Below are 25411 nucleotides of genomic sequence, written 5' to 3' on the forward strand. Positions count from 1 at the left end.
TCATGACACAAGGACCTGGAACCGCGAGGGCAATGCCCGACATCCTGATCGAGCCGAAGGATTGCGCCTTGGTGCTGGTCGATCAGCAAGCCGGACTTGCTTTCGGCGTGGGGTCGATCGACCGCCAAGTGCTTCTGAACAACGTGATCGCTCTAGCGCGCACTGCCACGGTTTTCGGCATGCCGATCGTGGCGTCCACGTCCGCCACCAAGGTCTACAGCGGTCCCCTGATGCCCGCGATTCACGCCGCGATTCCCGACGTGGTCACGATCGACCGCCGCAACATGAACATGTGGGAGGACGACGCCGCGCGCGGTGCGATCGTGGCGACCGGACGGCGGAAGCTGATCTTTTCGGGGCTATTGACGGAAGCGTGCGTGACTTTTCCGGTGCTCTCCGCTCGTGCGGCGGGGTATGAGGTACACGTCGTCGGCGACGCTTGCGGCGGGCTCACTCCGGTTAGTCACGATCTGGCGATGCGACGGATGGAAGCGGCGGGGGCGAAGCCGACGTCGTGGATCCAGGTCCTTCTTGAACTCCAGCGCGACTGGACCCGGCATGAGACCTATGACGGGGCGCGAGCGATCGTGGAAGCTCACGGCGGCGGATACGGTATCGGCCTGGCCTATGCACGGGATATGATCAAGCCCGTTTAAGAAACGAGGCGAATATCCATCGGAGTTGTCCTACGCCCCGGACGCTGGCGCATGGGGTAGGTTCCTAGCCTGGCGAATCGTACTGCAAATATTTCACTTTTTGAAAGAACTCTACAATGACCGATGTGAACGCTAATGCTATCGACAGTAGTGTAGGTTCGCGGCTCCTGTTTTCGTTGTTCGTTGTGGTGCTGTTGTCGTTCGGTGCGTACGCGACTTTCGTCTCCGCTCCCACGACACGGGCCAACGCGAAAATCCAACTTGATCGCGAGATTGCAGCTGAAAACCTCGCATTGTGTGAAAAGTTCGGAATACGCGCTAACACCAGCGACTTTGGTGTGTGCAGCCAACAGCTCGCGATTGTTCGACAAAAGCAAGGCGACCGGGATAGTGCCGCAGCTGCAGGTCTTCTCTAGCTAACACCCGCGACGCTCTAAGCGGACGCTTGGTTGTCAGCATCACCCGCTTGGTTTCCTCGACTCTCAAGTCGGAAAGATATTTGTGCGGAGCCACATCGGTGGCTGGCCTTGAGAATACGGTAGATGATGGGGGCGCGCAGGTTGAGGTTCGCTGACGCCATGTCAGTTTTCGCGCGGAGAACCCGCTCGCCATTCCTGAACTCACCTGCGCGCATCCGCGCGAACAACTCAGCATTTTCCTTCACGCTGCGGTCACGGAACGGGCTGTTCCGGCCAGGGCTCGTCAACGTCCCCCTGCCCTCTCTGATATCGTGCGCGGACTGGTCGTCCACGTAGGCCTTGCCGATGCGAACGAGATGGCAGGCCCACGCGTAGAGCTGCTCGAAGTCGTCGGAGGCGAAGTGGAGGCCCTGCGCCCAATCGAATCCGAGCCACTGGACGTCGCGCTTTGATCGCGTCGATGTACTCCATCCTCTCCTTTGCGGGTTTGTATCGTCGAGACGCAAGTTGCAGCGGCCGCCGAATTCCTTCGCAAGCTCATAATTTAGCACGATCGACTTCGCGTGCCCCGGGTGGAGGAAGCCGTTCGGCTCGGGTGGAAAGCGCGTGACCAAGACACGCGTGCGGCCGGTCTCGACGTCAGACGCTATGGTGCTGTGAATGAAATTTTTGGCGCTCGCGCCCGCTTCTCCGACGTCGTTCTGTTGAGGCACCTTCCGCCTCACGCCTGGAGTTCGTCAGGCGGCTGCGCGCCGAAGCCGTGCATCCTGAGCGCCCATTGCAGCGCCACGACGGCGCCCTTGACCGGCTGCAGGAGAACTATCGAGGCCAAGGCCGTGATCGGAAGATAGAGACCAAGCTGAAACGCCAGCGACAGCATGGTCGACCTCGATCCGGAGAATTACCGGAACCAAAACGTGTCCGACCGTTACGATCACCAAGTAGGCCGGCAGGTCGTCGGCCCGGTGGCCGGTGAGATCGAGACGGCAGACAGAGCAGTGGTCGTCGACCTTCCGAAACGCAGAAAACAGGCGACCGCGCCCGCAACGCGGGGACCTTCCTCGAATGCCCCTTCAGAGAGAGAGGCCAACGTTGCGCCCGTCGGCAGTCTCTGCAGACGTCCAGTCATTGTCGTGACTTCCAACATTACCTTCAACCGTCGTGGCCATCGCCCGCCCTCCTGCCTCACACGGCAGCATGAGTTGTTCCTGGTTCATCGCGCATCGGCGTCACCACAACTCACTCCGTCGCGATCGCCGTCGTCTGGGTCGGCTTCCCCTCGTTCTTGCCTTCCGCGAGATTGCGCACCACCATGTAGAAGATCGGCGTGAAGATCAGCCCAAACAGCGTGACGCCGAGCATACCGAAGAACACGGCGACGCCGACCGCCTGGCGTATTTCCGATCCGGAGCCGGTGGAGATCACGAGCGGCAGTACGCCGAGGATGAAGGCGAAGGAGGTCATCAGGATCGGCCGCAGTCGCAGGCGGCAAGCCTCGATTACCGCCTCCAGGCGCGGCTTACCCTCGAGCTCGATGTCCCGCGCGAACTCGACGATCAGGATCGCGTTCTTGGCCGCCAATCCCACCAGCACAATGAAGCCGATCTGGGTGAGGATGTTGACGTCCTGACCCATGATGCGCACCCCGATAGTGGCGGCAAGCAAGCACATCGGCACGATCAGGATGACGGAAAACGGCAAGCTCCAGCTCCCGTATTGCGCGGCCAGAACTAGGTAGACGAACAGCACGCAAATCGGGAACACGAACAATCCGGTGTTGCCGCCAGTAACCTGCTGATAGGACAGGTCGGTCCATTCGAAGGAAAAGCCACTCGGCAGTTTATCCTCGGCGAGCTTCTTCATAGCAACGATCACTGCCGCCGAACTCGTCCCCGGCAAGCCTTCGCCTTGTAGCTCGGCCGCCGGATAGAGGTTGTAGCGGGCGACGCGATCGGGGCCCGAAACGTCCTTGAACTCTACTACACTGCCAAGCATCACCGTGTCGGCATTGGCGTTGCGGGTCCGTAGTCGCGCAAAATCAGGACGCTCCTTCCGGAACGGCAGGTCGGCCTGCGCGGTGACATGATAGGTGCGGCCGAACAGGTTGAAGTCGTTGACATAGGTCGAGCCGAAATAGGTCTGGATCGTGTCGGTGATGTTCTGGATGGGAACGCCGAGCTTCTGCGCTTTGACCTGATCGATGTCGACGAAGACCTGCGGGGTGTTCGCGGAGAACGGCGAGAACACCGTGGGGGCGAGGAGCACTGACGACTTGCGCGCCGCTGCGACGAGTTCGTCAGTCGCATCCGCCAACAGCTTGGGACCTCGGCCTTGCCGGTCCTGGATGCGCATGGTGAAGCCGCCGCCGGTGCCGATGCCGGGGATCGGCGGTGGCGGGATCACGATGATAAACGCACCTTCGATGGCCGACAGCCGCTTGCGCAGATTTGCGGTTATCACCTGCGCGTTCAGGCCCTTCCTGAGGCGCACCTCCGGTTCTTCGAACACTGGAAACAGCGCCGCCGAGTTGCCTGCCTGTGTGCGGGTCGCTCCCGACAGACCTGCAAAGACCGCGATATGCGAAATTCCGGGCGTGTCGAGCGCGATGCTCTCGATCCTGCGAACGATCTCAGTGGTCCGCACCAGCGAGGCCGCGCCCGGCAGTTGGGCAGATATGATCACGTAGCCGCGATCCTGTGCCGGAATGTAGCCCTGGGGCGTGGTGACAAGCAGCCAGCCTGCGCTGCCGATCAGAACCACATAGACGAGTAGCATCACCACGCGATGCCGGATCACGAAGCCTGCGACGTCAGCATAAAAATGCGACAGCCAGTCAAAGCCGCGGTTGAACAGCCTGGTGAACCGTTCCCAGCCGCGCGCGATCAGATTCCAAGCGGCCGGCGGCCGCTTCTCCTCGCGCGGAAGGAGGATCTGCGAAGCCAGTGCCGGCGACAGGGTCAGCGAACAGAAGCAGGAGATAGCTGTCGCGACCGCGATGGTGACCGCGAACTGCTGGAAGAATAGCCCGGTAATGCCACCGAGAAACGCGGTCGGCACGAACACCGCGGACAGCACCAGCGCAATCGAGATCAGTGCGCCGCCGACTTCTTCCATGGTCTTCAGCGCGGCTTCGCGCCGGCTCAAGCCGATCGCGAGATGCCGCTCGACATTTTCGACTACGACAATGGCGTCGTCGACCACGATGCCCACCGCGAGCACGAGGCCGAACAGCGTGAGATTGTTGATGCCGTAGCCTAGGGCTGCCATCGCCGCAAAGGTACCAACCAGCGACACCGGGATCGCCACGATCGGGATGATCGCCGGACGCCAGCCCTGCAGGAACACCAGCACCACGACGACAACCAGTGCCATCGCTTCATAGATCGTCTTGATCAACTCGCTGATGGACTGCCGGATGAACTCGGTCGGGTTGTAGCCGATATTGTAGTCGAGCCCCTTGGGGAAGCCGACCTTCAGCTTCTCCATCGTGTCCTTGATGCCCTTGGCGGTCGCAAGCGCGTTCGATCCTGGCCGCTGCGTCACCCGCAACGCCACCGCTGACTTGCGGAACAGGAAGCTGTTGGTGGAATAGTCGAGCGCGCCGAGCTCGATCCGCGCAACGTCGCGCAGGCGAACGATGCGGCCGTCCTGGCCCGATTTGACGACAATGTCCTCGAATTGGGATGGATCCTTCCGCCGGCCAACGAAGGTGAGGTTTGGCTGGAAGGCACGGTCGGCAATCGGCGGGCTCGCAAGCTGGCCGCCCGCGATCTGCAGGTTTTGGGCGCGGACCGCCGCAACAACGTCGTTCGAAGTCAGGCCGAGATTGGCGATCTTGTCGGGATCGAGCCACAGCCGCATCGAATAATCGCGCGCGCCGAAGATCTGGATGTCGCCGATGCCGTCAAGCCGCAGCAACTGGTCGCGCACCTGCAGCAACGCATAGTTGGAGATGTAGAGCTGGTCGAGCGAGTCGTCGGGCGACAGCATGAACACGACCATGAGGATGTCGGGCGAGTCCTTCTTGGTGACCACGCCGTTGCGCTGCACCTCCTCCGGCAATTGCGCCTGCGCGATTGCGACGCGGTTCTGCACCAGCACCTGCGCCTTGTCGAGGTCAGTGCCGAGCTTGAAGGTGATCGTGATGGTGAGCTGGCCATTCGAGGTCGCTTGGCTGTACATATACAGCATGTCCTCGACGCCGTTGATCTGTTGCTCGATGGGAGCGGCAACAGTATCCGAGATGGTCTGCGCGGAGGCGCCCGGATATTGCGCGGTTATCACCACGGTCGGCGGCACCACTTCCGGATATTCGGCGACCGGTAGCGTTCGATAGGCGATCGCGCCCACGATCAGGAGCACGATCGACAGCACCATAGCCAGGATGGGCTGGTTGACGGAAAGACGCCCGAGATTCATGTCTTGCTCCCGCCCATTTCGGTCATGTGCGGGTTAACCTTGGCGCCGATGCGGGCACGCTGGATGCCGTCGATGATGACGCGGTCTTCGGGTTTGAGGCCCGTGCGGATCACGCGCAGGCCCTCGTTGATCGGTCCGAGCTCGACTGCGCGCGCTTCCACCGTGTCGTCATCCTTCACCACGAATACGATCTTGCGCGACTGGTCAGTCGCGATAGCCGCATCCGGCAACAGCAGCGCTTCATAGGGTGAGGAGCCGATCAGCCGCACGCGACCGAATTGTCCGGGCAGAATGGACAGATCGTGGTTGGGGATGATCGCGCGGCTGCGCAGCGTGCCGGTCGACGCGTCCAGCCGGTTGTCGAGGAAATCCATCTTTCCTTCATGCGAGGGTTTTGTCTCGCCGGTGAGCGTCACCTGCACGGGGTTGGCCGTGTCGCGCGAGCTCGGCCGCCTGCCCTCGAACCACAGCCTGTTGTTCTTCAGATAGGTCGCCTCGTCCACGTCGAAATAGACGTAGATCGGATCGAGCGATACGATCGAGGTCAATAGCGTCGCGCTGCCCTCGCTGCCCTGCACGAGATTGCCCGCGGTCACCAGATGGCGGCTGACGCGGCCGGTGATCGGCGCCACCACATGGGTGAATTCGACATTGAGCTGAGCGGCCTTCAACGCGCCGTCGGCCTGGGTCTCGGCGGCACGCGCCGCCTGCAGCTGCTGGCGGCGCTGATCGACGACTTGTTCGGAGACCGCGCTGGTCTGCACGAGAGTCAGGCCGCGCTCGAGATCGCGCTTGGCAAGCTCCCCTTTGGCACGCGCGTCGGCGAGTTGCCCTTCGGCTTGCAGCTTAACCGCCTCGAACGGGCGCGGATCGATGATATAAAGCAGATCGCCAGCGCGGACGGTCGCACCATCCTTGAACTCTACACTATTGACGAAGCCGCCGACGCGGGCGCGGACCTGAACCTCCTGGATCGCCTCGAAGCGGCCGGTGAACTCGTCCCAGTCGGTGACGGTCCGTTTGACTGGCTGTGCCACCGTCACCCGCGGCGGCGGAGGCGCGGCGGCCTGCGACTGCGCCCTCTCGTGGCAGCCAGCAAGCGCGAGCGCGAACAGCAGACCGATCGGGGCGCCGCCGCATCGTCCAAGGCGGCGAAACGAACTGCGATCGAGCCGGGGCGCCGGAGCCCGATACTCCGTTTTGTCAGTCGCACTCACTTCCGTCTCCCCGAATACCTAGAATGTTGCAATTGAAGGCAGATCGACGGGTTGGAAACTGCCAGCGCCGTTGCCGGCTTGCGCCGGAGCTCCCCAAGACCGGTTCATATCCTCGACCAGCATTGCCGCGGCGTGGCGCGCGAGCGCCTGGGTCGGGGCGTTCGTGTTGCCGCTAGTGATGTTCGGCATGATAGAGGCGTCAATCACCCGGAGACCCTCGGCCCCGCGAACCCTGAGCCTTGCGTCAACCACCGCTCGCGCATCCTGGCCCATCCGGCACGTGCCCACCGGGTGAAACATAGTCGTGACGGCGCGCTTCACCCATTCGCCGATCTCGGCATCCGACTGGATGCGCGGGCCGGGTTCGATCTCTTCCGTGATCACCAGCGCCAGCGACTCCTGCGCCATTACCTTGCGGATCGCGCGCACCGATTCCACCGCGGCCCTCAAGTCTTCTTCCTCGCCGACGAAGTTCGGGTTGATGAGCGGCATCGACGTGGGGTCGCTGTCGGCCAGCCGCACCCAGCCACGGCTCTTGGGCTGAAGCACCACGAGTTCGAAAGTGATGCCCGAGCGGTCGCCCGTCGGGCTGATTCCATCTGCCGCGATGATTGGCACGTGATAGCATTGGATCGTGGGTTCGGCGGTGAAGTCGGACGGGTTCCAGTGAGAAACCGTCTCGATGCCGTTGCCCGACGCCGGGCCATCCTTGGTGACGAAATAGCGCAGGCCCGCCTTCACGCTGCCGAGGCCGTGCGCGGCAGCCTGATAGCCGAGATCGCCCTTCACATAGGCACGGACTGGCACGATCGCGTGGTCGTGGAGATTTTCGCCGACCTCCGGAGAATCGATAATCACCGCGATACCGTGCTGGCGAAGCTGCTCGGCTGGCCCGATGCCCGAGTGCATGAGGATCGTCGGGCTATGGACCGTGCCGGCCGACAGCACAACCTCGCCGGCCATGATCCTCTGCAGACCGTTGTCCGCGAGCTCGACGCCGACAGCCCGCTTGTTCTCGACGAGAATGCGAAGGACCGTCTTGCCGGTAAGAAGAGTGACGCGGCCCGAGGCGAGGTGTGGACGCAGATAAGCGTCGACCGCGCTGCACCGCCGCTGGTTCCCGACTGTCGATTGCACCGGCGAGACGCCGACCTGGCTCTTGCCGTTATAGTCGGGATTATAGGGGATCCCATATTCCTGGAAGGCCTTGAGGCAGTATTGGTTCAGCTCGTTGATGCCCTTGGGCAACTGAACCGCCAGGCCACCATTGATGCCGTGATATTCGTCGTGGAAGGTGTCGTTGTGTTCCTGCGCCATGAAGACGGGAAGCAGGTCTTCATACGACCATTTGCCGGTGTCGCCGACCGCGTCTTGCCACGCCGCGTAGTCGCGTCTCTGACCACGGACGTAGGCCATCGCGTTGATCGAGGAGCCCCCGCCGAGCACCTTGCCCGAGCGATATGCTCGCGTGGTGCCGTGCTGGGGAACCGTCTCGTATTTCCAGACATGCCGGTCGTGGGCCAGTATTTTGGCGAAGCCGGCAGGAATGTGGATGAACGGATCGCGATCCGTGTCGCCCGCTTCGATCAGCGCGATCGAAGCATCGCTGTGTACGGCGAGATAACTCGCAACGACGCAGCCGGCCGCGCCCGCGCCGACAATGACGATGTCATATTGCTCCTGGGACATCAGTTTCTTTCTATTTCGCGCTATTTGTTTCTTTCAATCAACAACCGGAGCTGGCGCAGCAAGATCGCGGTGCCGGATGCTGAGATTGGTTGGACCACCTTTTGGAAAATGACTTTGCAATGCGGGCAAGGGAAATCACCTCTCGCCATGGAGTCGATAAAGGCCTGTTATTGCTGCTTGCCGCGCTGCGTGATACGCGAAGGCAACTTTTCAAATCTGCCTTGTAAGTCGTCTCGCACACCGGTTTCTTTGTTGTGGCTTTATAGGTGTCTATGATGGAAGCACTCGTTCGCGCGCAGAACCGCAGACGTTTTCTTGAGAAGCACGTTGACTACGTGGCTCTGGTTCCAGCTGCGGCGGCGATTTGTTATCCATTTCTGCTCAATGCTTTTCATGCCATCGTCGGCACGCGGGCCGTAAGCCTGCCACCGCTCGCAATCGCCAGCGCGACCTCCATCCTGGTCGTTGCGTTCATCGTGCCGTTTCTTGGGATCGCTCTGGCTCGTCGCCCGACGTCCAATCCCGGTTCAAGACGTCTCGCCTATGCGAGCGTGGTGTCGCCAACGCTCTATGTCTTTCTCGGCGTTGTCCAGACCTTGATCAAAAGCCCCATTCCCGACGAGGTCGTCTGGTGCGCGATTTGGCTCGCAATTGCGATCTGGTCGCAGTCTGCCCGAGATCCGGTCGCTGCAGCTGTGCCTGCAGTCGGGGCCTGGCGCGTGGTCCACGGGGTAACGGCTGTGGTCCTTTCCCTATATGTGGTGTTTCATCTCATCAATCATCTGTTCGGCTTGATAGGGCCGGATGCGCATGCGGCCGTTATGAAAATCGGACGCATAGTTTATCGCTCTGCCATAGGTGAACCGTTGTTGGTGGCGGCCATGCTTTTCCAGATCGGCACCGGCCTCTTTCTGGCGTGGCGCTGGAGCGCCTCAGCGCATGACTTCCAGCGGACCTATCAGGTCGCTTCGGGAGCCTATCTCTCAGTGTACATTCTCGGCCATATGAACTCGGTCTTCGTCTACGCCCGAAGCTTCCTCGGCATCCCGACAGATTGGAATTTCGCGATCGGAGCCCCGACTGGGCTCATTCATGACGCATGGAATATCCGTCTGCTGCCTCACTACGCGCTCGGCGCCTTCTTCGTCCTGAGCCACCTTGCTTCAGGGCTGAGAGTGGTGCTGATCACGCACGGTGTCGACCAACGCAATGCCGATCGCCTTTGGGGTGTCTGTGTCGCGATGAGCGCCATCGTCGCGGCCGCGATCATCGCGGGAATGTGCGGCGTCAGGATCGGTGCATTGGCTTCGTGACTAGCGAACGTGATTAATGCCGTTCTGCCTAAGACGCGCGGGAATTCCCGAGTACGGCGCACTCCTCGACGGCTGATCGCAGATGGCCGGCCGCCGACGCCCCGCAGCGCTTTTGGACGACGATACCCACGCTTATCGAATGCATGTCCAAACGGAATTTCCAATTTCGCCGTCTCCGTCCGATTCTGAAGCCCACTGGGCGGGCCGAACACGCGACCGCCTCGACATCGATTGAAGGCATTGCGCCGAGTCGCCGTGCCGCGCGCAGGCAGCAAAGGAGACCCCCGTGAAATTATCGAGGAAAGTCGGCTTGGCTGTCGCCATCTCGCTGGCCGCCGGCACTGTGGCGGCGCTCGCTCAGTATAGCGGCGCGGCACCGGCCGGCCCTACTGCGAACGTGGTGGACGCTGCCGGACACCTTCGCGTGCCGGCCGACTACCGAACCCTCTACCAAGCGCTCGGGAGCTGGGCGATTGCCGCCGACAGCGGTCAAGGTTCGAAGGAAATGCACGCCGTCTACGCATCCCCGGGGGCGATCGACGCCTACCGGAAGACGGGGCACTTCCCGGACGGCGCCGTTCTGGTGAAAGAGGTCTTCGCGACCTCGACGAACGAGATGACCACCGGCACAGTAAGCCACGCCGACAAGCTCAAGGGCTGGTTCGTCATGGTGAAAGACAGCAAGGGAACGCATCCCGGCAATCCACTGTGGGGCGACGGGTGGGGATGGTCGTGGTTCGACTCGGACAAGCCGCTCAAGACTACCTCGACCGACTACCACACCGATTGCCAAGGATGCCACGTGCCCGCCAAGGACACCGACTGGATTTACGTGAATGGATATCCCGTCCTGCGTCGCTAGGCGGCCGCATACGCAGGCGTTCTCCTCTTGCCGCGGTTTCGCGGAGGCCAGTGTCGTGTCTGGCGAGCTGGTGCGGCGAGCCAGAAGATTGAAGAGCTTATTGTGACGATTTGCTTCGGTCCGCGACCTTTCGGGTCCGTCCGACGTTCAGATTACAAACGAGCGCATGGAGGTCGGCATGTCCTTCTCGGTATATGACATCACAGTCCCTGTCATGCTGCATGGCTTGAACGTGATGGACGACTATCTTGATCACGCCCAAGCGCTCGAGCGGACCAAGGGATTTGAGCCTGGGAGGATCCTTGCTGAACGGCTCGCGCTCGACATGCTCACTTTCGGAGAACAGTTCTCCCTAAGCTGCAACAAGGTCGAGGCGCACATGGCAAAGTTGATGCAGCACGATCCGCCAGCACCCAGTAACACCCCGATGATGTATCCGGCGTTGAAAGGGCGGCTCCTTGAGACTCGCGGATTCCTGCAAAGCGTGCAGCCGGACGAGATTTCTGGCGCCCAGTCCCACACATACGAGCTGACGCCGCCTATAGTGCGCGGGTGGTTTGGCGGCGAAGACTACATCCGCCACCTTGTGCTGCCCGACTTCTTCTTCCACATCTCGATCGCGCACGCGATCCTCCGTCACCTCGGAGCGAAGATCGGGAAGCGTGCCTACCTCGGCAACCTCACTCAGCAAAGCGGCGGTGACTACTCGTGAGAGCCGGGCGCGGTGCGCGGCACGGGCCGAGGCCCTCAAGACAGGAAAGCAAGCTCAGGGGATGACATTGTGAGCGATTTGCGAGAGGTCATTGGCGCGCTGCAAAGTGAAGTTGAATTCGAGGCTGCTGTAAGAGAGTTGGGAGCCGCGGGGATTGACCGCGCTCGCATAAGCTTCCTCGCGCAGGAAGAGATCGCAGCGTCTTGTGCGGGCGCTGTTGGCTGCGACATCAAGCAGCTGCCTCGCATCGAGATCGGCTTGAGCGATGACCGCCAGCAGGTTCGCACGCTTGCGACCTCGCTCGCGGCCACTGTCGCGTCGTTCGTCGGCGCCGGTGCCGTCTTGGCAACAACGGGCGGAGCGGCCGCGCCGGCTATGCTAGCCGGGTTGGCTGCCGGGGGTGGTGTGGGCGGGCTCGCGGCCTTGTTCGGACAGCGACACGAAGCCCAGGTGCATGAGTGGACCGAGAGCCAGATACTCAACGGCGGCATCGTGGTGATCGTCCACCCCGCCAGTGCAGAACAGTTCGAGGCCGCCACCGCTATTATGCGCCGGCACCGCGGAGCCGACGTGTTCGCGACGCCATCAGCCTAGCAACGAGCCTAACCCTGACTCAGCATCGCCGCTAGTTGCAGGTCAGTTTCCGTCGGTTCGCGACTTCTGGAATGCTTTAGCTGACGGCAGTCGCCAGTTCGGTCGGAAGAAGTGGCAGCTGTAGCCGCCCGGGTGTCGTTGCAGATAGTCCTGATGCTCGGGCTCCGCCTGCCAGAACAGTTCCTCGGGGTTGATTTCAGTCACCAAGGGACCGGGCCACAAACCAGAGGCTTCGATTTCGTCAATCGTCGCGAGCGCCGTGTCCTTCTGCTGCTCGTCCGTGTAGAAGATGGCGGAACGGTAGCTCGGCCCAAAGTCACTCCCCTGCTGCTCGTACGTTGTCGGGTCGTGGACCTGGAAGAAGCATTCAAGGATGGCCCGGTAGGTTACGACCGTGGGATCGAAGACAATCTCGATTGCCTCGGCGTGCCCCTGGTGGTTGCAGTAGCTCGGATTGGGGAGATCGCCGCCAGTATAGCCGACTCGCGTCGAGACCACGCCTCGCAGTCGGCGGAACATATCCTGCATGCCCCAGAAGCATCCGCCGGCCAACACCGCCTTCTCAGTCGTCATGTTAGGATTCCTCCGACCGGCCAAACGCCGCTGCGCGACAGTAGCGGCTGCCAATTCTGTTGAGGCACCTTCCCCCTCAAGTCTGGAATTCGTCGGACGAATGCTCGTCGAAGCCGTGCATCCTGAGTGACCATTGCAGCGCCACGACGGCGCCCTTGACCGGCTGCAAGAGAGCTATCGAGGCCAAGGCCGTAATCGGAAGGTAGACGCCAAGCTGAAACGCTAGCGACGGCGCATAGTCCACCTCGATCCAGAGTATTATCGGAACCAAGACGTGTCCGACGATGACGATCACCAGGTAGGCCGGCAGGTCGTCGGCCCGGTGTCCGGTAAAATCGAGGCTGCAGATAGAGCAGTGGTCGTCGACCTTGAGAAATGCGCAAAACAGACGACCGCGCCCGCAGGCGCGGGCACCTTCCTCGAACGCCCCTCCAAAGGGAGAGGCCGACGTTGCGCCCGGCAGCAGTCTCTGCAGACCTCCAGTCGTTGTTACTTCCAGCAGGGCCTGCAACCGTCGTGGCCATCGCCAGTCCTCCTTCACACAGCAACACAGTATTCGGCGACGGCGCGCAAACGTCATGAAGATAGGGCATGTAGTCGATAACCGGGCGTGATCGCGATGGCCTGCGCGGGTCGTGCGTCAACTGCGCGCGGCGCGATCGACGGCGCGCCGCGCCGGGCGAGCGGAATAGAAACAATAACGACCGGGCATTTCTAATGGTCGGCGTATCGGCATAGCCTTTCTGTGCGTCCAGCCGGGCTGACCCGTGGCGGTCGTACGGAGTGCTTGCCAGCAAAGGACGGCGTGATCGTCCTCGCGGGTGGCTGGTCCTCCGCGTCGCAAGGATCCGCTCGAACAACCAAGCACATGGGAGTATCGCCGATGTCGTTCCGCTTCATCACCAAGTCCATCCACGCCTACCTGATCGATTATCCCGTCGCGATCGTTTTGATCGCAGCGCCGTTCGCGCTGAAGCTCGGCCAGAGCGGACCGGTCGCAATGTGGCTTTCGGTTGTTGTCGGTGTGGCGGCGCTACTCTTGGCCGCCCTGACCGACCACCCCACCGGGCTCGTCCGCATCATTCCCTACTGGCTGCACCTTTGGGTCGATCGCGCGGTCGGAGTGGTGTTTGTCGTCGCCCCGTTTGCCTTCAAGTTCTTCGGACTCGACGCATGGTACTACTGGGTCCTCGCTGCCGCTGTCCTACTCACGACGTCGGTTTTCAACGCGCCTGAGAAGCCAGTCGCGATGCGTTCGGGATTGGACACGCGCACGGCGGGTTGAAGGCGGCAAAGAGCTCGTCGGCTTCGACCGCTTTCTTGACGTGCAGGCGTGCCTCAACCGTGGTGTCGCGCGTCCGGCGGCGCCGCGCGGGCCGGAAGTGACGGTGGCTTAGCGAGAGGCTGCTTGAGGTTAAATTGATGTTGCGAGGAGTGTTCCGCGAACGGACACGGCGGCGCGGTTTCTGGCTGCTGGCCAATGAGCGCGCGCGCCGCGAATCGCTCGACCTGACCTGAGAGATTAGGTCGTGAGCAGCGCGTCTCTAATCCTGACCGACCGCAGCCTGGCGCTCTCCGAGCCTAAGGCCGTCGGCGCGCAGGGCAGCACAAAGGTGCTTGCCGCGTCGAGCCTGGGCAGCTGCCTCGTGTTCGTCAGCGGCGCCGTCGTCACGGTCGCGCTCGCGGCGATTGGCCGAGACATGCGCCTGTCGCCGCTCGACCTGCAGTGGGTGATGAACGCCGAACTCCTGCCGCTCGCGGCCCTGACCTTGGTCGCCGGCGCTCTGGGTGACCGGTTTGGACAGAAGCGGATCTTCCTCGCGGGGATTGCTCTCTATGGCCTCGGCGCGACCGCGATTGGTTTCGCGCCGAGTTTCGCCCTGCTCATCGCCAGCCGGTTCCTGCAAGGTTTGGGCGAAGCCTTGATCCTGCCCAACGGCCTTTCCGTGCTCGGGCGGGCCTTTCCCTCAGAAAAGAAAGCCCGCGCGGTCGGCATCTGGTCCGCCGCCGCGGCTGTCGCCAGCGCAGTCGCGCCCGCAATCGCCGGCGCGATCCTGGATCACGGGTCGTGGCCGGATGACCTTTCTAATGCTCCTGCCCGTGGTCGCCGGCGCGCTGGCCGCCGGCATTGTGTGGATATCCACGGACTCCCCGGCCAGCCACGCCCGGGTCGACGTCGGCGGGGCGATCTTTTCGACAGCCGGCCTCGGCGGGCTGGGCGCGGGCCTGACCAGCCTCACCAACGGTTCCGGTCTGACCCTTTGGGTGCTCGTCACCCTGATCATCGGTCTGGGCGGCTTAGCCTGCCTCATCGTGACCGAACAGCGATTGGGCGAGAACGCCATGCTGCCCCCGTCCCTCATCACCTCGCGGTCGGTCGTCGGCGCGAACCTGTTCACCGCGCTGCTCTACGGAGCGCTCACGGTCATGCTAACCTTGATCCCGTTCGTGATGATCCGGGGCGCACACCTGCCGACGCTGATGGCGGGGCTGGCCTTCATTCCCCTGCAAGTGCTGATTACGGTCGTCTCGCCACTCGCCGGCATACTCTGCCGCGGGTTCGGCCGGCGCTTGCCATTGTTCGCCGGCGGCGCCGTCGTCGCCTCGGGATGCGCCCTGACGCTACGTGTCGGTTCGAACGCGACCTATTGGGCGGACATCTTCCCGCCAATCCTGTTGCTGTCGCTGGGCATGAGCCTGGCAATCGCACCGTTGACGACCCTCGTCCTCACCTCCGTCGAGTCCGATCGCTCCGGGACCGCATCCGGTGTCAATAGCGCGGTCTCACGCGCCGGGTCCCTCTTCGCCATCGCCCTGCTCGGCGGCGTCCTGCAGCAGGGCGGTCCTGCGCTGTTCTCGGGATTCCACATGGCGATGGCTGTCGCCGCGGTCGCGTGCGTTCTCGCCACGCTCGCGGTGTTCATTGTTGAGCCGGGGCCCCACATCGACTTCATCCCGCGAGACTGACCCGTTCGGTGTCCGCAATCAGCAGGCCGGCGAGGCGGGAGGAAGCAATGAAGAACGAAGACCAACCTATATGCAGAAGGAGAAAGCCCATGAAGATCCGAACCATCATCTCCGCCACCTGCGCCGCCCTCACCTTCTCGATGGCCAGCCTCATGCTCGCCCATGACAGTGACGCCGAAACCGTCACGAAGAACTTCGGTGCGGCCATTCCCAATATCGCTGGCAAGTCGCTGATCGCCGTGGAAGTCGATTACGCGCCCGGCGAGGCCTCCGTTCCCCACACCCACGCGAAGTCGGCTTTCATCTACGCCTATGTGGTTTCGGGCGCGATCGAGTCGAAGGTGAATGACGGCGAGACGCGCGTCTATCGGGCAGGCGAGAGCTGGTCCGAACCGCCGGGCGCTACCCATTCGATCAGCCGAAACGCGAGCAAGACCGAGCCGGCAAAGCTGCTCGCTGTCTTCGTCCTCGACACCAATGACAACGCCCTGACCAAGCCCATCAAGTAAACCTTCAGACGGATTGAAAAAGAACGAGTATCCGGAAGCCATGAAAGGCTCTCGCTCCGCCGGTACCCGACGAGGCTCATTCGGGTCATGCGTTACTGGCTGCATCTCTGGGCGGACCGCGCATTCGGTGTGGTCTCCATCACTGCCCCTCCGGTTTCCATTTCACTCGGTTTGTCGCCTGCCACTACCGCACCTCGCAAATTTGAGGCAGCGGCTGAAAGCGATAATGCGCCATGAAGGAGGTGCGACCTTCCCATCCGTCGCAAGGCCCTCGTGGGCAGGGCCTAAACCTTGGTGTGGTCCTCTCAGCCAAAGATCCGATGAGGATCAACCTCTGTGCAATGGCTTGGCCTATCTTTCGGAGGCTACGCTTCGGCATAGCGGCTGATGTGTTGAGCGGCATCAGGAATAGGAGAGGTTTATCGATGATAACAATGGGTGCAACCGCATTTTCGGGTTTTGCTCGTAGGACGGCTGAGTTTGTCTCCGACTTCGCCAGTGTCGTTCGCAACCTGACTATGGACGTGCGCGACAGCTACCGACCCGAGCTGCACTACATGCGTGGCCCCGGCCCGAAATGGCTCGCCAAGCATCAGAGTTGGCTGAGATTCGGTTCTGAAGCTGTAACGCTGGACGGGCAGCGCCAGCTGTCGCCGGTGCATATACGCGGTCCTAACGCGACTAACACCACCCGATAGTCGGCCGAGGTTATGTAGTCATGCTCGCTCACTGGGCGACCACCCGAGCTTGGACGTTGCTCAGCGCCCCCACCCTTCGCATCGCATTGCTCGGCTTGGTAGCCATGCTGGGCTGCTCGGCGTATGCCGGCGTCGCCCTCGAAGAACGCAGATTGCCGATGAAGTTCAGCTGGGTCGCTTGCCAGCCGAATTGCCGAGGCTGGATCAGCGCAGTCGGCATCGTCACCGCCGACACTCCAAGCGATTTCGATGCTTTCGCGCGCGATCATCAGCTCAAGGGCGAAACTATCGTGCTGGATTCCAGCGGCGGATCGGTCAACGACGCGATCGCGCTCGGACGGCGGTTTCGGGCGCTCGAAATGGTCACGACCGTCGGGGTGAGCGTGTTTACCCCCAGAGCACGTGGCGAGCGCGCCCACGTGTCGCCGGAGGCCTACTGCGAATCCATGTGCGTTTTTCTGCTGCTGTCGGGCAAGTCGCGTTATGTGCCTGGAGAGGCGCATGTCCGCGTACATCAGATCTGGATGGGCGACCGCGCTGAGAATGCCCGGGCCGCGAGCTACAGCGCATATGATCTCATGACCGTTGAGCGCGATATCGGAAGTCTCGCCAAATACACCTTCGATATGGGCGGCGCGGGTGATCTGTTGTCACTATCGCTAAACGTTCCGCCATGGGAAGATTTACATGAACTGTCCAGGGAAGAATTGCGAGTCACTAATCTCATCACTACCGACAAAGTTGCTGAGCTGGGCAGCCCCACTGCAGCGGTGGTCGAGTTGACGCCCAAATCGCTACAAAGTCTGTTCGTAAGCACTGCAGCGGCGGCCTCCGCTGGGCAAGAGTAGCGAGTAGTTCGCCTCCAGAAATGTCAAAGGGCATCGCTGTTTCCTAAGTGTCAGAAACGGGAACGTCTTGAGTTGCCCGCTCCGCGTCCGCTTTCCCCTCAGTACGGACTTCGCCAGGTCATTTCGAAGCGGGATCTCAGAACAGGATCTTGCAAACTCGCGCCAATGGGCCCGTTTCTAACAACGGCCAAGAACAGCATTAAACAAGCAAATTTGGGCCGCTTTGCGCCAAAACCCTGCCGGTGCTCGAAGCTAAGGTTTGGGCCTCCGGCCCTTCTATACGATCCAACGCGCTGCGATACTCCATTAGTGAACACGCAATGGATTTTGGACTTCTACCGGGATAAGCCTAGCTCACCACTTCGGTCAGAATTCTCAATGCGAAGGAAGCGAGAACAACTCGACGAGACCACGCTAAACCACGCGATGCCAGCAGGCCGCACTACTCCCACCCTATCATCTCGGAAAACGTATCGCCGTTGATTTGCAAGCACAATTCTTCAAGTCTGACGGACAAATGCCGACGGTATATCCGCCGCAATTTTGTGGTCTTGAATTCACAGAAAAGTTTGGGACGTTCGCGCTGTCGGCGATTTCGCCATCTATCGTAGGGCCTTTCGAGCCGTCCATGCGTCCGAACGCCAAGAGATTGCCGCCAGTATCGACCACCGCGATACACATCGGTTGCCCGATGCGGGTGGCTTCCGTGATGGCTGCGTTGAGCACCTTGAGCGCACCGTCGAGCGTGAGCGTCTTCGTGTCCCTGACGTCGGTCATTGCCGCTCCTCGAACAGTCCTACCGAGAATTCGCGAGCCAGGGTCCGTGCCGCGGCAACAAGGGGCGCATCACCGCCGCGCCAGCCGATGAGAGACAGCCCCACTGGAATAGAGCCGGATGTCGCGACGGGAAGATTCACCTGAGGAAGCCCGGTCAGGCCTGCGATGCCGGTCAGGTCGACGATCTCGTGCACCGCAGCGCGGATCTCCGACAGGCGCGCGTCCCGGCTGATCGGCAGAATGGGCGACGTAGGCAGGCACAGCACGCGCCGCCCGTCGAGCAGATCGTCGAGCCGCTTCGACGCGCTCGTGCGAAAAGCCTTGGCCGCAGCGAGGTCGGCCGGTGGCGTGCGGCCGTCGTCGGCAAACGCGCCAGCGACTTCCGAGGAGAACCGCGGGTTCACCCGGTCGACCCAATCGCGAAAGGTCGCCTGGAATTCGCATCTCTGCAGGATGCGCTGATGCCGCGCCCAGTCGCGAAGCTCGCCTTCGGCCAGGGGTGATACGATGGTCGCAGCGGCCTGATGTAGCCGATCAACGACCGGCTGGAGAGCGCCCTGCACTGGCGCGTCGGCGATGGCAAAGCAGTCGGACGCAATGATGATATCAGTCGGCAGGGCGTCGGGCACCTGCTCGCCGAGCAGCACGGCACCGACCCGCGCGAACGTCGTCGCATCGCGGGCGAAATAGCCGACGGTATCGAACGACGGTGCCTGGGTCATCATGCCGGCGACGGAGATCCGACCGTGCGTCGGCCGCAGTCCGTAGAGCCCGCAGAAGCAGGACGGCACGCGCACCGAACCGCCGGAATCCGTCCCCAAGGCAATATCGACCAGGCCGCCGGCGACGGCCGAGGCGGAGCCGCTCGACGAGCCACCCGGAACACGGTCCGGCGCGCGCGGATTGAGCGGCGTGCCGTAAAATTTGTTGATGCCGAGCAGTCCGAGCGAGATTTCATCGGTGATGGTCTTGCCAGTCAACGCGGCGCCCGCCCCCAGCAGATGGTCGACCGCCCAGGCGTCGGCCTCTGCTACCTCATGCGTGGCGGCCCAGTCCGGATTGCCGCAGCCGGTCACGGTGCCTGCGACATCAAACAAGTCCTTGACCGCAAAGGTCAGGCCTGAGAGCGGCCCTGACCGGTTTGGACCGCGCTGGATGATGGGACCTGGAACGAAGGCGCCGAGCGTGTCTTGCACTGTGTTTTCCCGATTGAAAGGCAAGCGCGCCCGATCGAGCGCGCTTGCCGTCGCCTCATTCCTTGTAGAGCTTGCGGAAGTCGGGATGGGTGTGGAACCAGTACTCAAAGCCCTTGACGTTCTTCTGGACCGCGTAGTCCGCAAAGCGGGTGTAGAGCGGAATGCGCGGCAGATCGGTCATAACGATGTCGACCATCTTGTTCAGACTGGTCTTGTAGATCTCGGGGTCGCGCGTGAAGCGCGCCTCGTCGATCACCTTGTCGAGGCTGGGGTTGACGTAATTGGCGGTATTGAAGACCGAGTTGTTGCCGCCATGGAACGTCCAGAAGAAGAAGTAGTCGGGGTAGTCGAGCCAGCCGTAGAATTCGGCGATGACCATCGGCATCGTCTTGCTGGCCATCTGGGCGAACCAGTTCGAGCCCGGCACCTTCTCGATCGTGAGCTCGACACCAATCGTCTTCAGCGCTTCCTGGATCAGGATGGCGGTCGGCTCACGCACGGTCGATTCCGACAGATCGATCGACAGCGTGGTCTTGAAGCCGTTGGGGAAGCCGGCCTCGGTCAGCAATTGCTTAGCCTTCGCGAGATCCTGGCCATGCTTGATCGGAACCGGCCACGTCGCATCCGGATAGGGTTTATCCGGGTCGCCGCCAAACATCGGCTTGGCGCGGTTATAGAGCGCGGAGCTGACGATTTCCTTGTAAGGGATGGCGTAGGAGATCGCTTCGCGCACTTTGGGATTGTCGAACGGGGCGATCTTGACGTTCATGTCGACGAACACGAGGTCGTTTTGCACGGGCACACCGATGATCGCGACCTTCCCCTGCTCTGCCAGTTCGGCATAGTCCTTCGGGGGCAGGCCGACCGACATATCGACGTCGCCCTTTTCCAGCAGCGCACGGCGCGTGCCGGCCGAGGCGATCTGCCGATAGATCACGCGCTTGAGCTGGGGTAGCGGGCCGGACTTCCAGGCGTCGAACCGAGTAAACACGGTCTGCTGACCGGGTGACCAGGACTCGACTTTGTAAGCACCACCGCCGCAATCATTGCGTGATACCCACTCGAACGCCCAGGGGTCCTGTGGCGTTGCATGCTTCTTGGCGAGCTCTGAATTGACGATGACGGGCACGGGAACGACGAGGTCGGGCATCGTCAGCTTGTTGAACTGGTCGAAGGTCGCTTTGAATGTGTGATCGTCGACCACTGTGAACTGTTCGGGCTTGACCAGCGATCCCGCCGCCATTTGCACCGCCGGAAAGCCGCCGGCGGCGATAGCGCGGTCGAACGACCATTTGACGTCCTTGGCCGTGACCGGGCTGCCGTCGTGGAACGTGGCATCCTTGCGCAGGTGGAAGATGTAGGTCTTGCCGTCCTCGGCGGCTTCCCAGCTTTCGGCCAGCTCCGGGGTCATGACCTTGGCATCGTACGACACCGTGCCATCCGCCAGCTTCTTCTCGCCATGGCTGACGAGCCGGTCGTAGGCCTGCCACACCACCATGCGGCTGTGATCGTTGGCGGTCGGCACCATCGTGTCGAGGCCGTTGGGGCCCATCTCGGACACGATGACCATCGTGTCCTTGGCGATTTCGGCCGCAAGTACGGGTGCGCCGGGCAAGGCAGCGGACGCTGTGAGCAGCGCCGCTGTGAGAAGTCTACGATCGAGCCTCATGTCGTGCATTCTCCTTGATATGTGAGTGGGAACGTGACGGCAGCATCAGAGACCGAGGTCGCCCAGCAGCTTCGGCCATTTGTGAGCCCACGGACGCGCTTGTTCGAACGCACCGGAGGCTGCGAGCACGGTGCGGTCCGCCAAATGCCGGCCGATGATCTGCATGCCGACAGGCAGGCCGGTCTCGGTGAAGCCGGCGGGAACGGTCGCCGCCGGCTGACCGGTCAGGTTGCAGATGAAGGTGAAGCAGAGCCAGTCGCCGGTCGTGACCATCTTCTCTTCGATGATCTCGGGGCCCTGCATGTAGAGAGGGAACGCTGGCACTGCAAGCGTCGGCGTGATCAGCAGGTCGTAGTTGGCCATGAACCGCCACATGCGATTGCAGACCATCTGGCGCATCATCTTGGCGTCGGTGAATTCCTCCGCGGTCCACTGTCGCTGCAGCAGCGCGACGAGATGCGGCGACATCTCCTTTTCGTGCCCCTTCATCATGCGGCGCATGCCGGTCAGATCAGTGTCGCCGGCAACGATGGTCCAGAATTGCGGGAACGGATCGTCCCATCCGGGACTGGCGCGCTCGACTGTGCAGCCGAGATCAGTCTCGAACACGCGCACCGCCTCGGAGACGACGCGGCGCACCTCCGGGTCAACAGGCGCATAGCCCCAGTCTTCGCTATAGGCGATGCGAAGGCCCTTGATGCTTTCCCTGGTGGCAGCGACATAGTCGAAGTCGGCGGCCGGAATCGAATAGCGATCGCGCGGGTCAGGTCCGGTGATCACCTTGAGCATCAGCGCCGAGTCGGCCACGGTCCGGCTCATGGGACCGACGTGTTCGAGCGATTCCCAGCTTGACACGCCGGGATAGCGCTCATCGCGGCAACCTGGGTAGAGCGGCACCCGGCCCATCGAGGCCTTGATTCCGTACAGTCCGCAGAGTGCAGAGGGAATCCTGATCGATCCGCCGCCATCGGAACCGATCGCAAATGGCGCGACGCCCGCTGCGACCGATGCACCCGAGCCGGCGCTCGATCCGCCGGACGTCATGTCGAGATTCCAGGGATTGCGCGTGGCCGGGAAAACAGGATTGTGACCGACGCCGCTGTAACCGAACTCCGGCACATTGGTCTTGCCGATGATGACGGCGCCAGCGTCCTTCAGCCGTTCAACCACGATGTCATCCTCATCAGGCACGAAGTCCCGATAGAGGGGCGAGCCCATCACGGTCAGGATGTCCTTGGTGGCGACGAGATCCTTGATTCCGATCGGCACGCCCGCCAGCAGGCCCGGATCCTTGCCGGCTGCAATCTTGGCGTCGACCGCGGCGGCGGCGGCGCGTGCCACATCGGGCGTCGGCGTGCAGAAGGCATGGATGTGGGGTTCGAGCTTCTCCATGCGGCGCAGAACGGCTTCCGTGACCTCGGCGGCAGAAAGCGTCTTGTCCCTGACTTTCGCCGCGACGGTCATGGCATCCGTACGGCAGATCTCGTTGTCAGCGCTCATCGGTTTCTCCAGGCGGTGAAGGAGCAAAATGGCAGGCGGCGAAGTGGTCCGGACCTACCGCGCGAAGTGGCGGCATAACCCTGGTGCAAATATCGGCCCCCTTGGGACAGCGGCCGTAGAAGCGGCAAACGTTCGGATCCGGATCGATGGGGCTGCTCGGACTGCCGTCGAGCCTGACCCGCGCTTCTCCGCGCCGTGCCGGATCCGGGATCGCCGCAACGAGGGCCTGCGTGTAAGGGTGAAGCGACGCCGTGAAGAGCGTCTCGGCCGGCGCGATCTCGACGATCTTGCCAAGATACATCACGACCACACGCGAGCAGAGAAGCCGCACTACGTTGAGATCGTGCGACACGAACAAATAACTCATCGACAACCGGGCGCGCAGGTCGGCGAGCAACCGCAGGATCACGGCCTGGACCGACACGTCAAGCGCAGAGGTCGGTTCGTCGAGGATCAGCAGCGAAGGTTCGACCGCGACGGCACGCGCGATGCCGACGCGTGCGCGCTGGCCGCCGGACAGCTGATGCGGATAGCGCTGCAGCAGCTCTTCCGGCAATCCGACCAGTGCGGCCGTGGCGCGCACGCGCTTGTCCAGCTCAGCGCCGTTGGTCATCCCGAGCAGCCGCTTCAGCGGATCGGCGATTGCCTGAAAGGCGCGAAACGAGGGATTGAGGCTTTCAGTCGCGTCCTGGAACACGACCTGAATGCGCCGCCGGCTCGGCGAGGCTGCAAATTGGGCTTGCGTCACGGCGGTGAGATCCTCACCACGGATCAGGACATGGCCGACCGTCGGATCGATCAGCCGGCCAAGCAGGCGAACCATGGTGGATTTGCCGCAGCCGGACTCACCGACCAGGCCGACGCTTTCGCCGGCACCGATGGTCAGATCCACATCGTCGACCGCATGCAGCCGCGCGCCGCGCCCTCTCCGCTTGATCGGGTAAAACTTGGACAGCGATTTGACTTCGAGCAGCGGCATCATGACAGCGGAAACCGGCAGCGCACGAGGTGCGCGGGCGACAATTCGGTCCAGGGCAACTCCGCCTCGTCACAGATCAGCTGCCGCCGCTCACAGCGGCCGCTGAAGCGGCATGGCGGCAACGCACCGCGCAAATCGGGCAGATGACCGGGAATAGAATTGAGGTCATCCAGACGGGATTCGGGCACGGGCGTGGCAGCCAGCAGCTGGCGCGTATAAGGATGTGCCGGATGCTGCAGGAGCGCCTCAGTCGTCCCGATCTCGACAATGTGCCCGGCGTGCATGACCGCGATCCGATCGCAATACTCGCCGGCTAGGCCGAGATCGTGCGTAATCAACAGCGTCGACATCCGCGTCGACCGGCTCATCTCCCTGATAAGATCCATGATGACGGCTTGCGTCGTTACATCGAGCCCCGTCGTGGGCTCATCGGCAATCAGCACGGACGGCGTGCAGGCCAGCGCCATCGCGATCATCACGCGCTGGCACATGCCGCCCGAGAGTTCGAACGGATAGGCGTCCGCCCGACGTTCGGGATCGGGAATGCGGACCCGCGCCAGGGCCGCAATCGCCGCTTTCTTGAGATCGCGGCTCGGCAAGCCGGCATGCTCCTGCAGCACGTCCTCAATCTGCTTGCCGATCTTGCGGATCGGATTGAGCGCCGTACGGGGGCTCTGAAAGATCATCGCCATCTCGCGCCCGCGAATCTCGCGCATGGCCTCTGGCCGCGCGGCCAGAAGATCGATTCCGCCCATCGTGATGCTGCCCTTGGTGATCCGCGCGGCTTCATCGTTCAGGCCCATGACGGTGTAGGCGGTAACCGATTTTCCGGACCCGCTTTCACCGACGACGCCGACGATCTCGCCGCGCGTCACGGACAGGCTCACGCTGTCGAGTGCGCGCACCACGCCGTGACGGGTACGAAATTCCAGGGAGAGGTCGTCGATCTCGAGCTGTGCCATCAGACGCGCTTCCGCGGATCGAGCAGGTCGCGCAGTCCGTCGCCCAGCATGTTGAAGGAAAACACCGCGAGCACGAGCGCCGCGCCCGGGAACATGAAGGCCCACCACTCGCCGGAAATGATGTAGCTCGCGCCTTCCGACACCATGATGCCCCACTCCGGCGTCGGCGGCCGCACCCCGAGTCCGATGAAGGACAGGCCGGCGGCGTTGAGGATCGCCCAGCCCATGTTGAGCGAGGCCTGCACCATCATCGGCGGCAGAATGTTCGGCACGATGTGGTTGACGAGAACGCGCAGCGCTCCGTTGCCGCCCATGCGCGCCGCCTCGACATAGCCGAGCTCGCGCCGCACGTTGACCTCGGCGCGCGCGAAGCGGCAGTAGAATGGCAGGTTAATGATCATCGTGGCGATGATGATGTTGGCGACGCTGTTGCCGAGCGCCACCACGATGCCCATCGCCAGCACGAACAGCGGGAACGCCATGATGGTGTCCATGGCGCGGCCAATGATGCGGTCGGTCCAGCCGCCGAAATAGCCGGCCATAGAGCCCAGCGCGAGGCCCACTACGAACGACAGCGCTACCGCCGAAACCGCCATGCCGAGGTCGAGGCGTGTCGCCACGATGACGCGGCTGAGGATGTCTCGGCCAAGCGCATCGGTGCCGAACGGATGCAGCGCACTGGGTCGCGCCAGCTTGGTGGTGGCGGAGGTCAGCAGCGGATCATAGGGCGCGATATAAGGGCCAAAGATCGCGAACAGCGCGAGCAGCGCCAAAATGATCACGGCGACCAGTGTCAGGCGATTTTCGCCGAAGGCATAACCGGTGTTGCGGGCGAGCGTGATGATGCTCATC

At 62.4% G+C, this 25411-nt stretch carries 22 protein-coding genes and 3 pseudogenes; 11 read left to right on the forward strand and 14 right to left on the reverse strand.

Annotation, left to right across the window (positions count from 1 at the left end):
* Positions 1-32: 32 nt before the first annotated feature.
* Together ACZBJS_RS22335 and ACZBJS_RS22340 are read left to right on the forward strand one after the other, a co-directional pair.
* Positions 33-656 carry a hydrolase gene (locus tag ACZBJS_RS22335; protein ID WP_463439173.1) on the forward strand — a complete coding sequence of 208 codons (624 nt, stop codon included), beginning with the start codon at positions 33-35 and terminating at the stop codon, positions 654-656.
* Between the two features lie 116 nt (positions 657-772).
* Entirely contained in the window at positions 773-1072 is a 300-nt protein-coding gene (locus ACZBJS_RS22340) for a hypothetical protein (RefSeq protein ID WP_463439174.1), read from the forward strand.
* 17 nt (positions 1073-1089) lie between these two features.
* On the opposite strand, the gene ACZBJS_RS22345 is transcribed toward ACZBJS_RS22340, so the two are convergent.
* From ACZBJS_RS22345 to ACZBJS_RS22365, 5 genes and pseudogenes are all read right to left on the reverse strand, one after another.
* Complete coding sequence (locus tag ACZBJS_RS22345) at positions 1090-1788, reverse strand: glutamate--tRNA ligase family protein (protein WP_463439175.1); 699 nt, start codon at positions 1786-1788, stop codon at positions 1090-1092.
* A gap of 8 nt (positions 1789-1796) precedes the next feature.
* Positions 1797-2148, reverse strand: a pseudogene (locus tag ACZBJS_RS22350) (DUF983 domain-containing protein); the annotation flags it as partial.
* Positions 2149-2314: 166 nt separating this feature from the next.
* Positions 2315-5494 carry an efflux RND transporter permease subunit gene (locus ACZBJS_RS22355; protein ID WP_463439176.1) on the reverse strand — a complete coding sequence of 1060 codons (3180 nt, stop codon included), beginning with the start codon at positions 5492-5494 and terminating at the stop codon, positions 2315-2317.
* Entirely contained in the window at positions 5491-6618 is a 1128-nt protein-coding gene (locus ACZBJS_RS22360; protein ID WP_463439192.1) for an efflux RND transporter periplasmic adaptor subunit, read from the reverse strand. Before ACZBJS_RS22360 ends, ACZBJS_RS22355 begins: the two co-directional genes overlap by 4 nt.
* A gap of 111 nt (positions 6619-6729) precedes the next feature.
* A complete protein-coding gene (locus tag ACZBJS_RS22365; RefSeq protein ID WP_463439177.1) occupies positions 6730-8400 on the reverse strand; it encodes a GMC family oxidoreductase in 1671 nt (556 codons plus the stop codon).
* Positions 8401-8675: 275 nt separating this feature from the next.
* On the opposite strand from ACZBJS_RS22365, the gene ACZBJS_RS22370 reads away from it, so the two are divergent.
* The 4 genes from ACZBJS_RS22370 (at position 8676) to ACZBJS_RS22385 (ending at position 11881) form a co-directional block, all read left to right on the forward strand.
* Positions 8676-9713, forward strand: a complete 1038-nt coding sequence (locus ACZBJS_RS22370) for a hypothetical protein (RefSeq protein WP_463439178.1) — start codon at positions 8676-8678, stop codon at positions 9711-9713.
* Positions 9714-10023: 310 nt separating this feature from the next.
* Positions 10024-10575, forward strand: coding sequence for a cytochrome P460 family protein (locus ACZBJS_RS22375; protein ID WP_456780817.1), 552 nt, complete (start codon positions 10024-10026; stop codon positions 10573-10575).
* Positions 10576-10753: 178 nt separating this feature from the next.
* Positions 10754-11287 carry a DUF1993 domain-containing protein gene (locus tag ACZBJS_RS22380; RefSeq protein WP_463439179.1) on the forward strand — a complete coding sequence of 178 codons (534 nt, stop codon included), beginning with the start codon at positions 10754-10756 and terminating at the stop codon, positions 11285-11287.
* A 69-nt stretch (positions 11288-11356) separates the two neighbouring features.
* Complete coding sequence (locus ACZBJS_RS22385; RefSeq protein WP_316396935.1) at positions 11357-11881, forward strand: hypothetical protein; 525 nt, start codon at positions 11357-11359, stop codon at positions 11879-11881.
* A gap of 42 nt (positions 11882-11923) precedes the next feature.
* Here ACZBJS_RS22385 and msrA read toward each other — a convergent pair whose 3' ends face one another.
* Positions 11924-12454 carry a peptide-methionine (S)-S-oxide reductase MsrA gene (gene msrA / locus ACZBJS_RS22390; protein ID WP_456780820.1) on the reverse strand — a complete coding sequence of 177 codons (531 nt, stop codon included), beginning with the start codon at positions 12452-12454 and terminating at the stop codon, positions 11924-11926.
* 76 nt (positions 12455-12530) lie between these two features.
* Positions 12531-12978: pseudogene (locus tag ACZBJS_RS22395) on the reverse strand (DUF983 domain-containing protein).
* 359 nt (positions 12979-13337) lie between these two features.
* Between ACZBJS_RS22395 and ACZBJS_RS22400 the strand changes: the two are divergent.
* The 5 genes and pseudogenes from ACZBJS_RS22400 (at position 13338) to ACZBJS_RS22420 (ending at position 17476) form a co-directional block, all read left to right on the forward strand.
* Positions 13338-13739, forward strand: a complete 402-nt coding sequence (locus ACZBJS_RS22400; protein ID WP_316396936.1) for an SPW repeat domain-containing protein — start codon at positions 13338-13340, stop codon at positions 13737-13739.
* Positions 13740-14100: 361 nt separating this feature from the next.
* Positions 14101-14469, forward strand: a pseudogene (locus ACZBJS_RS22405) (MFS transporter); the annotation flags it as partial.
* 73 nt (positions 14470-14542) lie between these two features.
* A complete protein-coding gene (locus tag ACZBJS_RS22410; protein ID WP_463439195.1) occupies positions 14543-15421 on the forward strand; it encodes an MFS transporter in 879 nt (292 codons plus the stop codon).
* Positions 15422-15510: 89 nt separating this feature from the next.
* A complete protein-coding gene (locus ACZBJS_RS22415; RefSeq protein ID WP_463439180.1) occupies positions 15511-15930 on the forward strand; it encodes a cupin domain-containing protein in 420 nt (139 codons plus the stop codon).
* Between the two features lie 718 nt (positions 15931-16648).
* A complete protein-coding gene (locus ACZBJS_RS22420) occupies positions 16649-17476 on the forward strand; it encodes a COG3904 family protein (protein WP_410469750.1) in 828 nt (275 codons plus the stop codon).
* Positions 17477-17932: 456 nt separating this feature from the next.
* Here the strand turns inward: ACZBJS_RS22420 and ACZBJS_RS22425 are convergent, their stop codons facing one another.
* The 7 genes from ACZBJS_RS22425 to ACZBJS_RS22455 are packed head-to-tail and all read right to left on the reverse strand — an operon-like array spanning position 17933 to position 25410.
* On the reverse strand, positions 17933-18253 hold the full coding sequence (locus ACZBJS_RS22425; protein ID WP_463439181.1) for a GlcG/HbpS family heme-binding protein: 321 nt from the start codon (positions 18251-18253) through the stop codon (positions 17933-17935).
* Positions 18250-19449 carry an amidase gene (locus ACZBJS_RS22430; protein WP_253623940.1) on the reverse strand — a complete coding sequence of 400 codons (1200 nt, stop codon included), beginning with the start codon at positions 19447-19449 and terminating at the stop codon, positions 18250-18252. The genes ACZBJS_RS22425 and ACZBJS_RS22430 overlap by 4 nt, the downstream gene beginning before the upstream one ends.
* Before the next feature lie 55 nt (positions 19450-19504).
* Positions 19505-21118 (reverse strand): ABC transporter substrate-binding protein, encoded by a 1614-nt coding sequence (locus tag ACZBJS_RS22435; RefSeq protein ID WP_463439182.1) that lies wholly within the window; start codon positions 21116-21118, stop codon positions 19505-19507.
* Positions 21119-21163: 45 nt separating this feature from the next.
* Positions 21164-22618, reverse strand: a complete 1455-nt coding sequence (locus tag ACZBJS_RS22440) for an amidase (RefSeq protein WP_463439183.1) — start codon at positions 22616-22618, stop codon at positions 21164-21166.
* A complete protein-coding gene (locus ACZBJS_RS22445; protein WP_463439193.1) occupies positions 22608-23597 on the reverse strand; it encodes an ABC transporter ATP-binding protein in 990 nt (329 codons plus the stop codon). Before ACZBJS_RS22445 ends, ACZBJS_RS22440 begins: the two co-directional genes overlap by 11 nt.
* Positions 23597-24559, reverse strand: coding sequence for an ABC transporter ATP-binding protein (locus ACZBJS_RS22450; RefSeq protein WP_141342864.1), 963 nt, complete (start codon positions 24557-24559; stop codon positions 23597-23599). The genes ACZBJS_RS22445 and ACZBJS_RS22450 overlap by 1 nt, the downstream gene beginning before the upstream one ends.
* Positions 24559-25410: an ABC transporter permease gene (locus tag ACZBJS_RS22455; RefSeq protein ID WP_141342865.1), complete on the reverse strand. Its 852-nt coding sequence runs from the start codon at positions 25408-25410 to the stop codon at positions 24559-24561. Before ACZBJS_RS22455 ends, ACZBJS_RS22450 begins: the two co-directional genes overlap by 1 nt.
* Position 25411: the final 1 nt, after the last annotated feature.

The organism is Bradyrhizobium sp. KZN70725 (assembly GCF_055264925.1).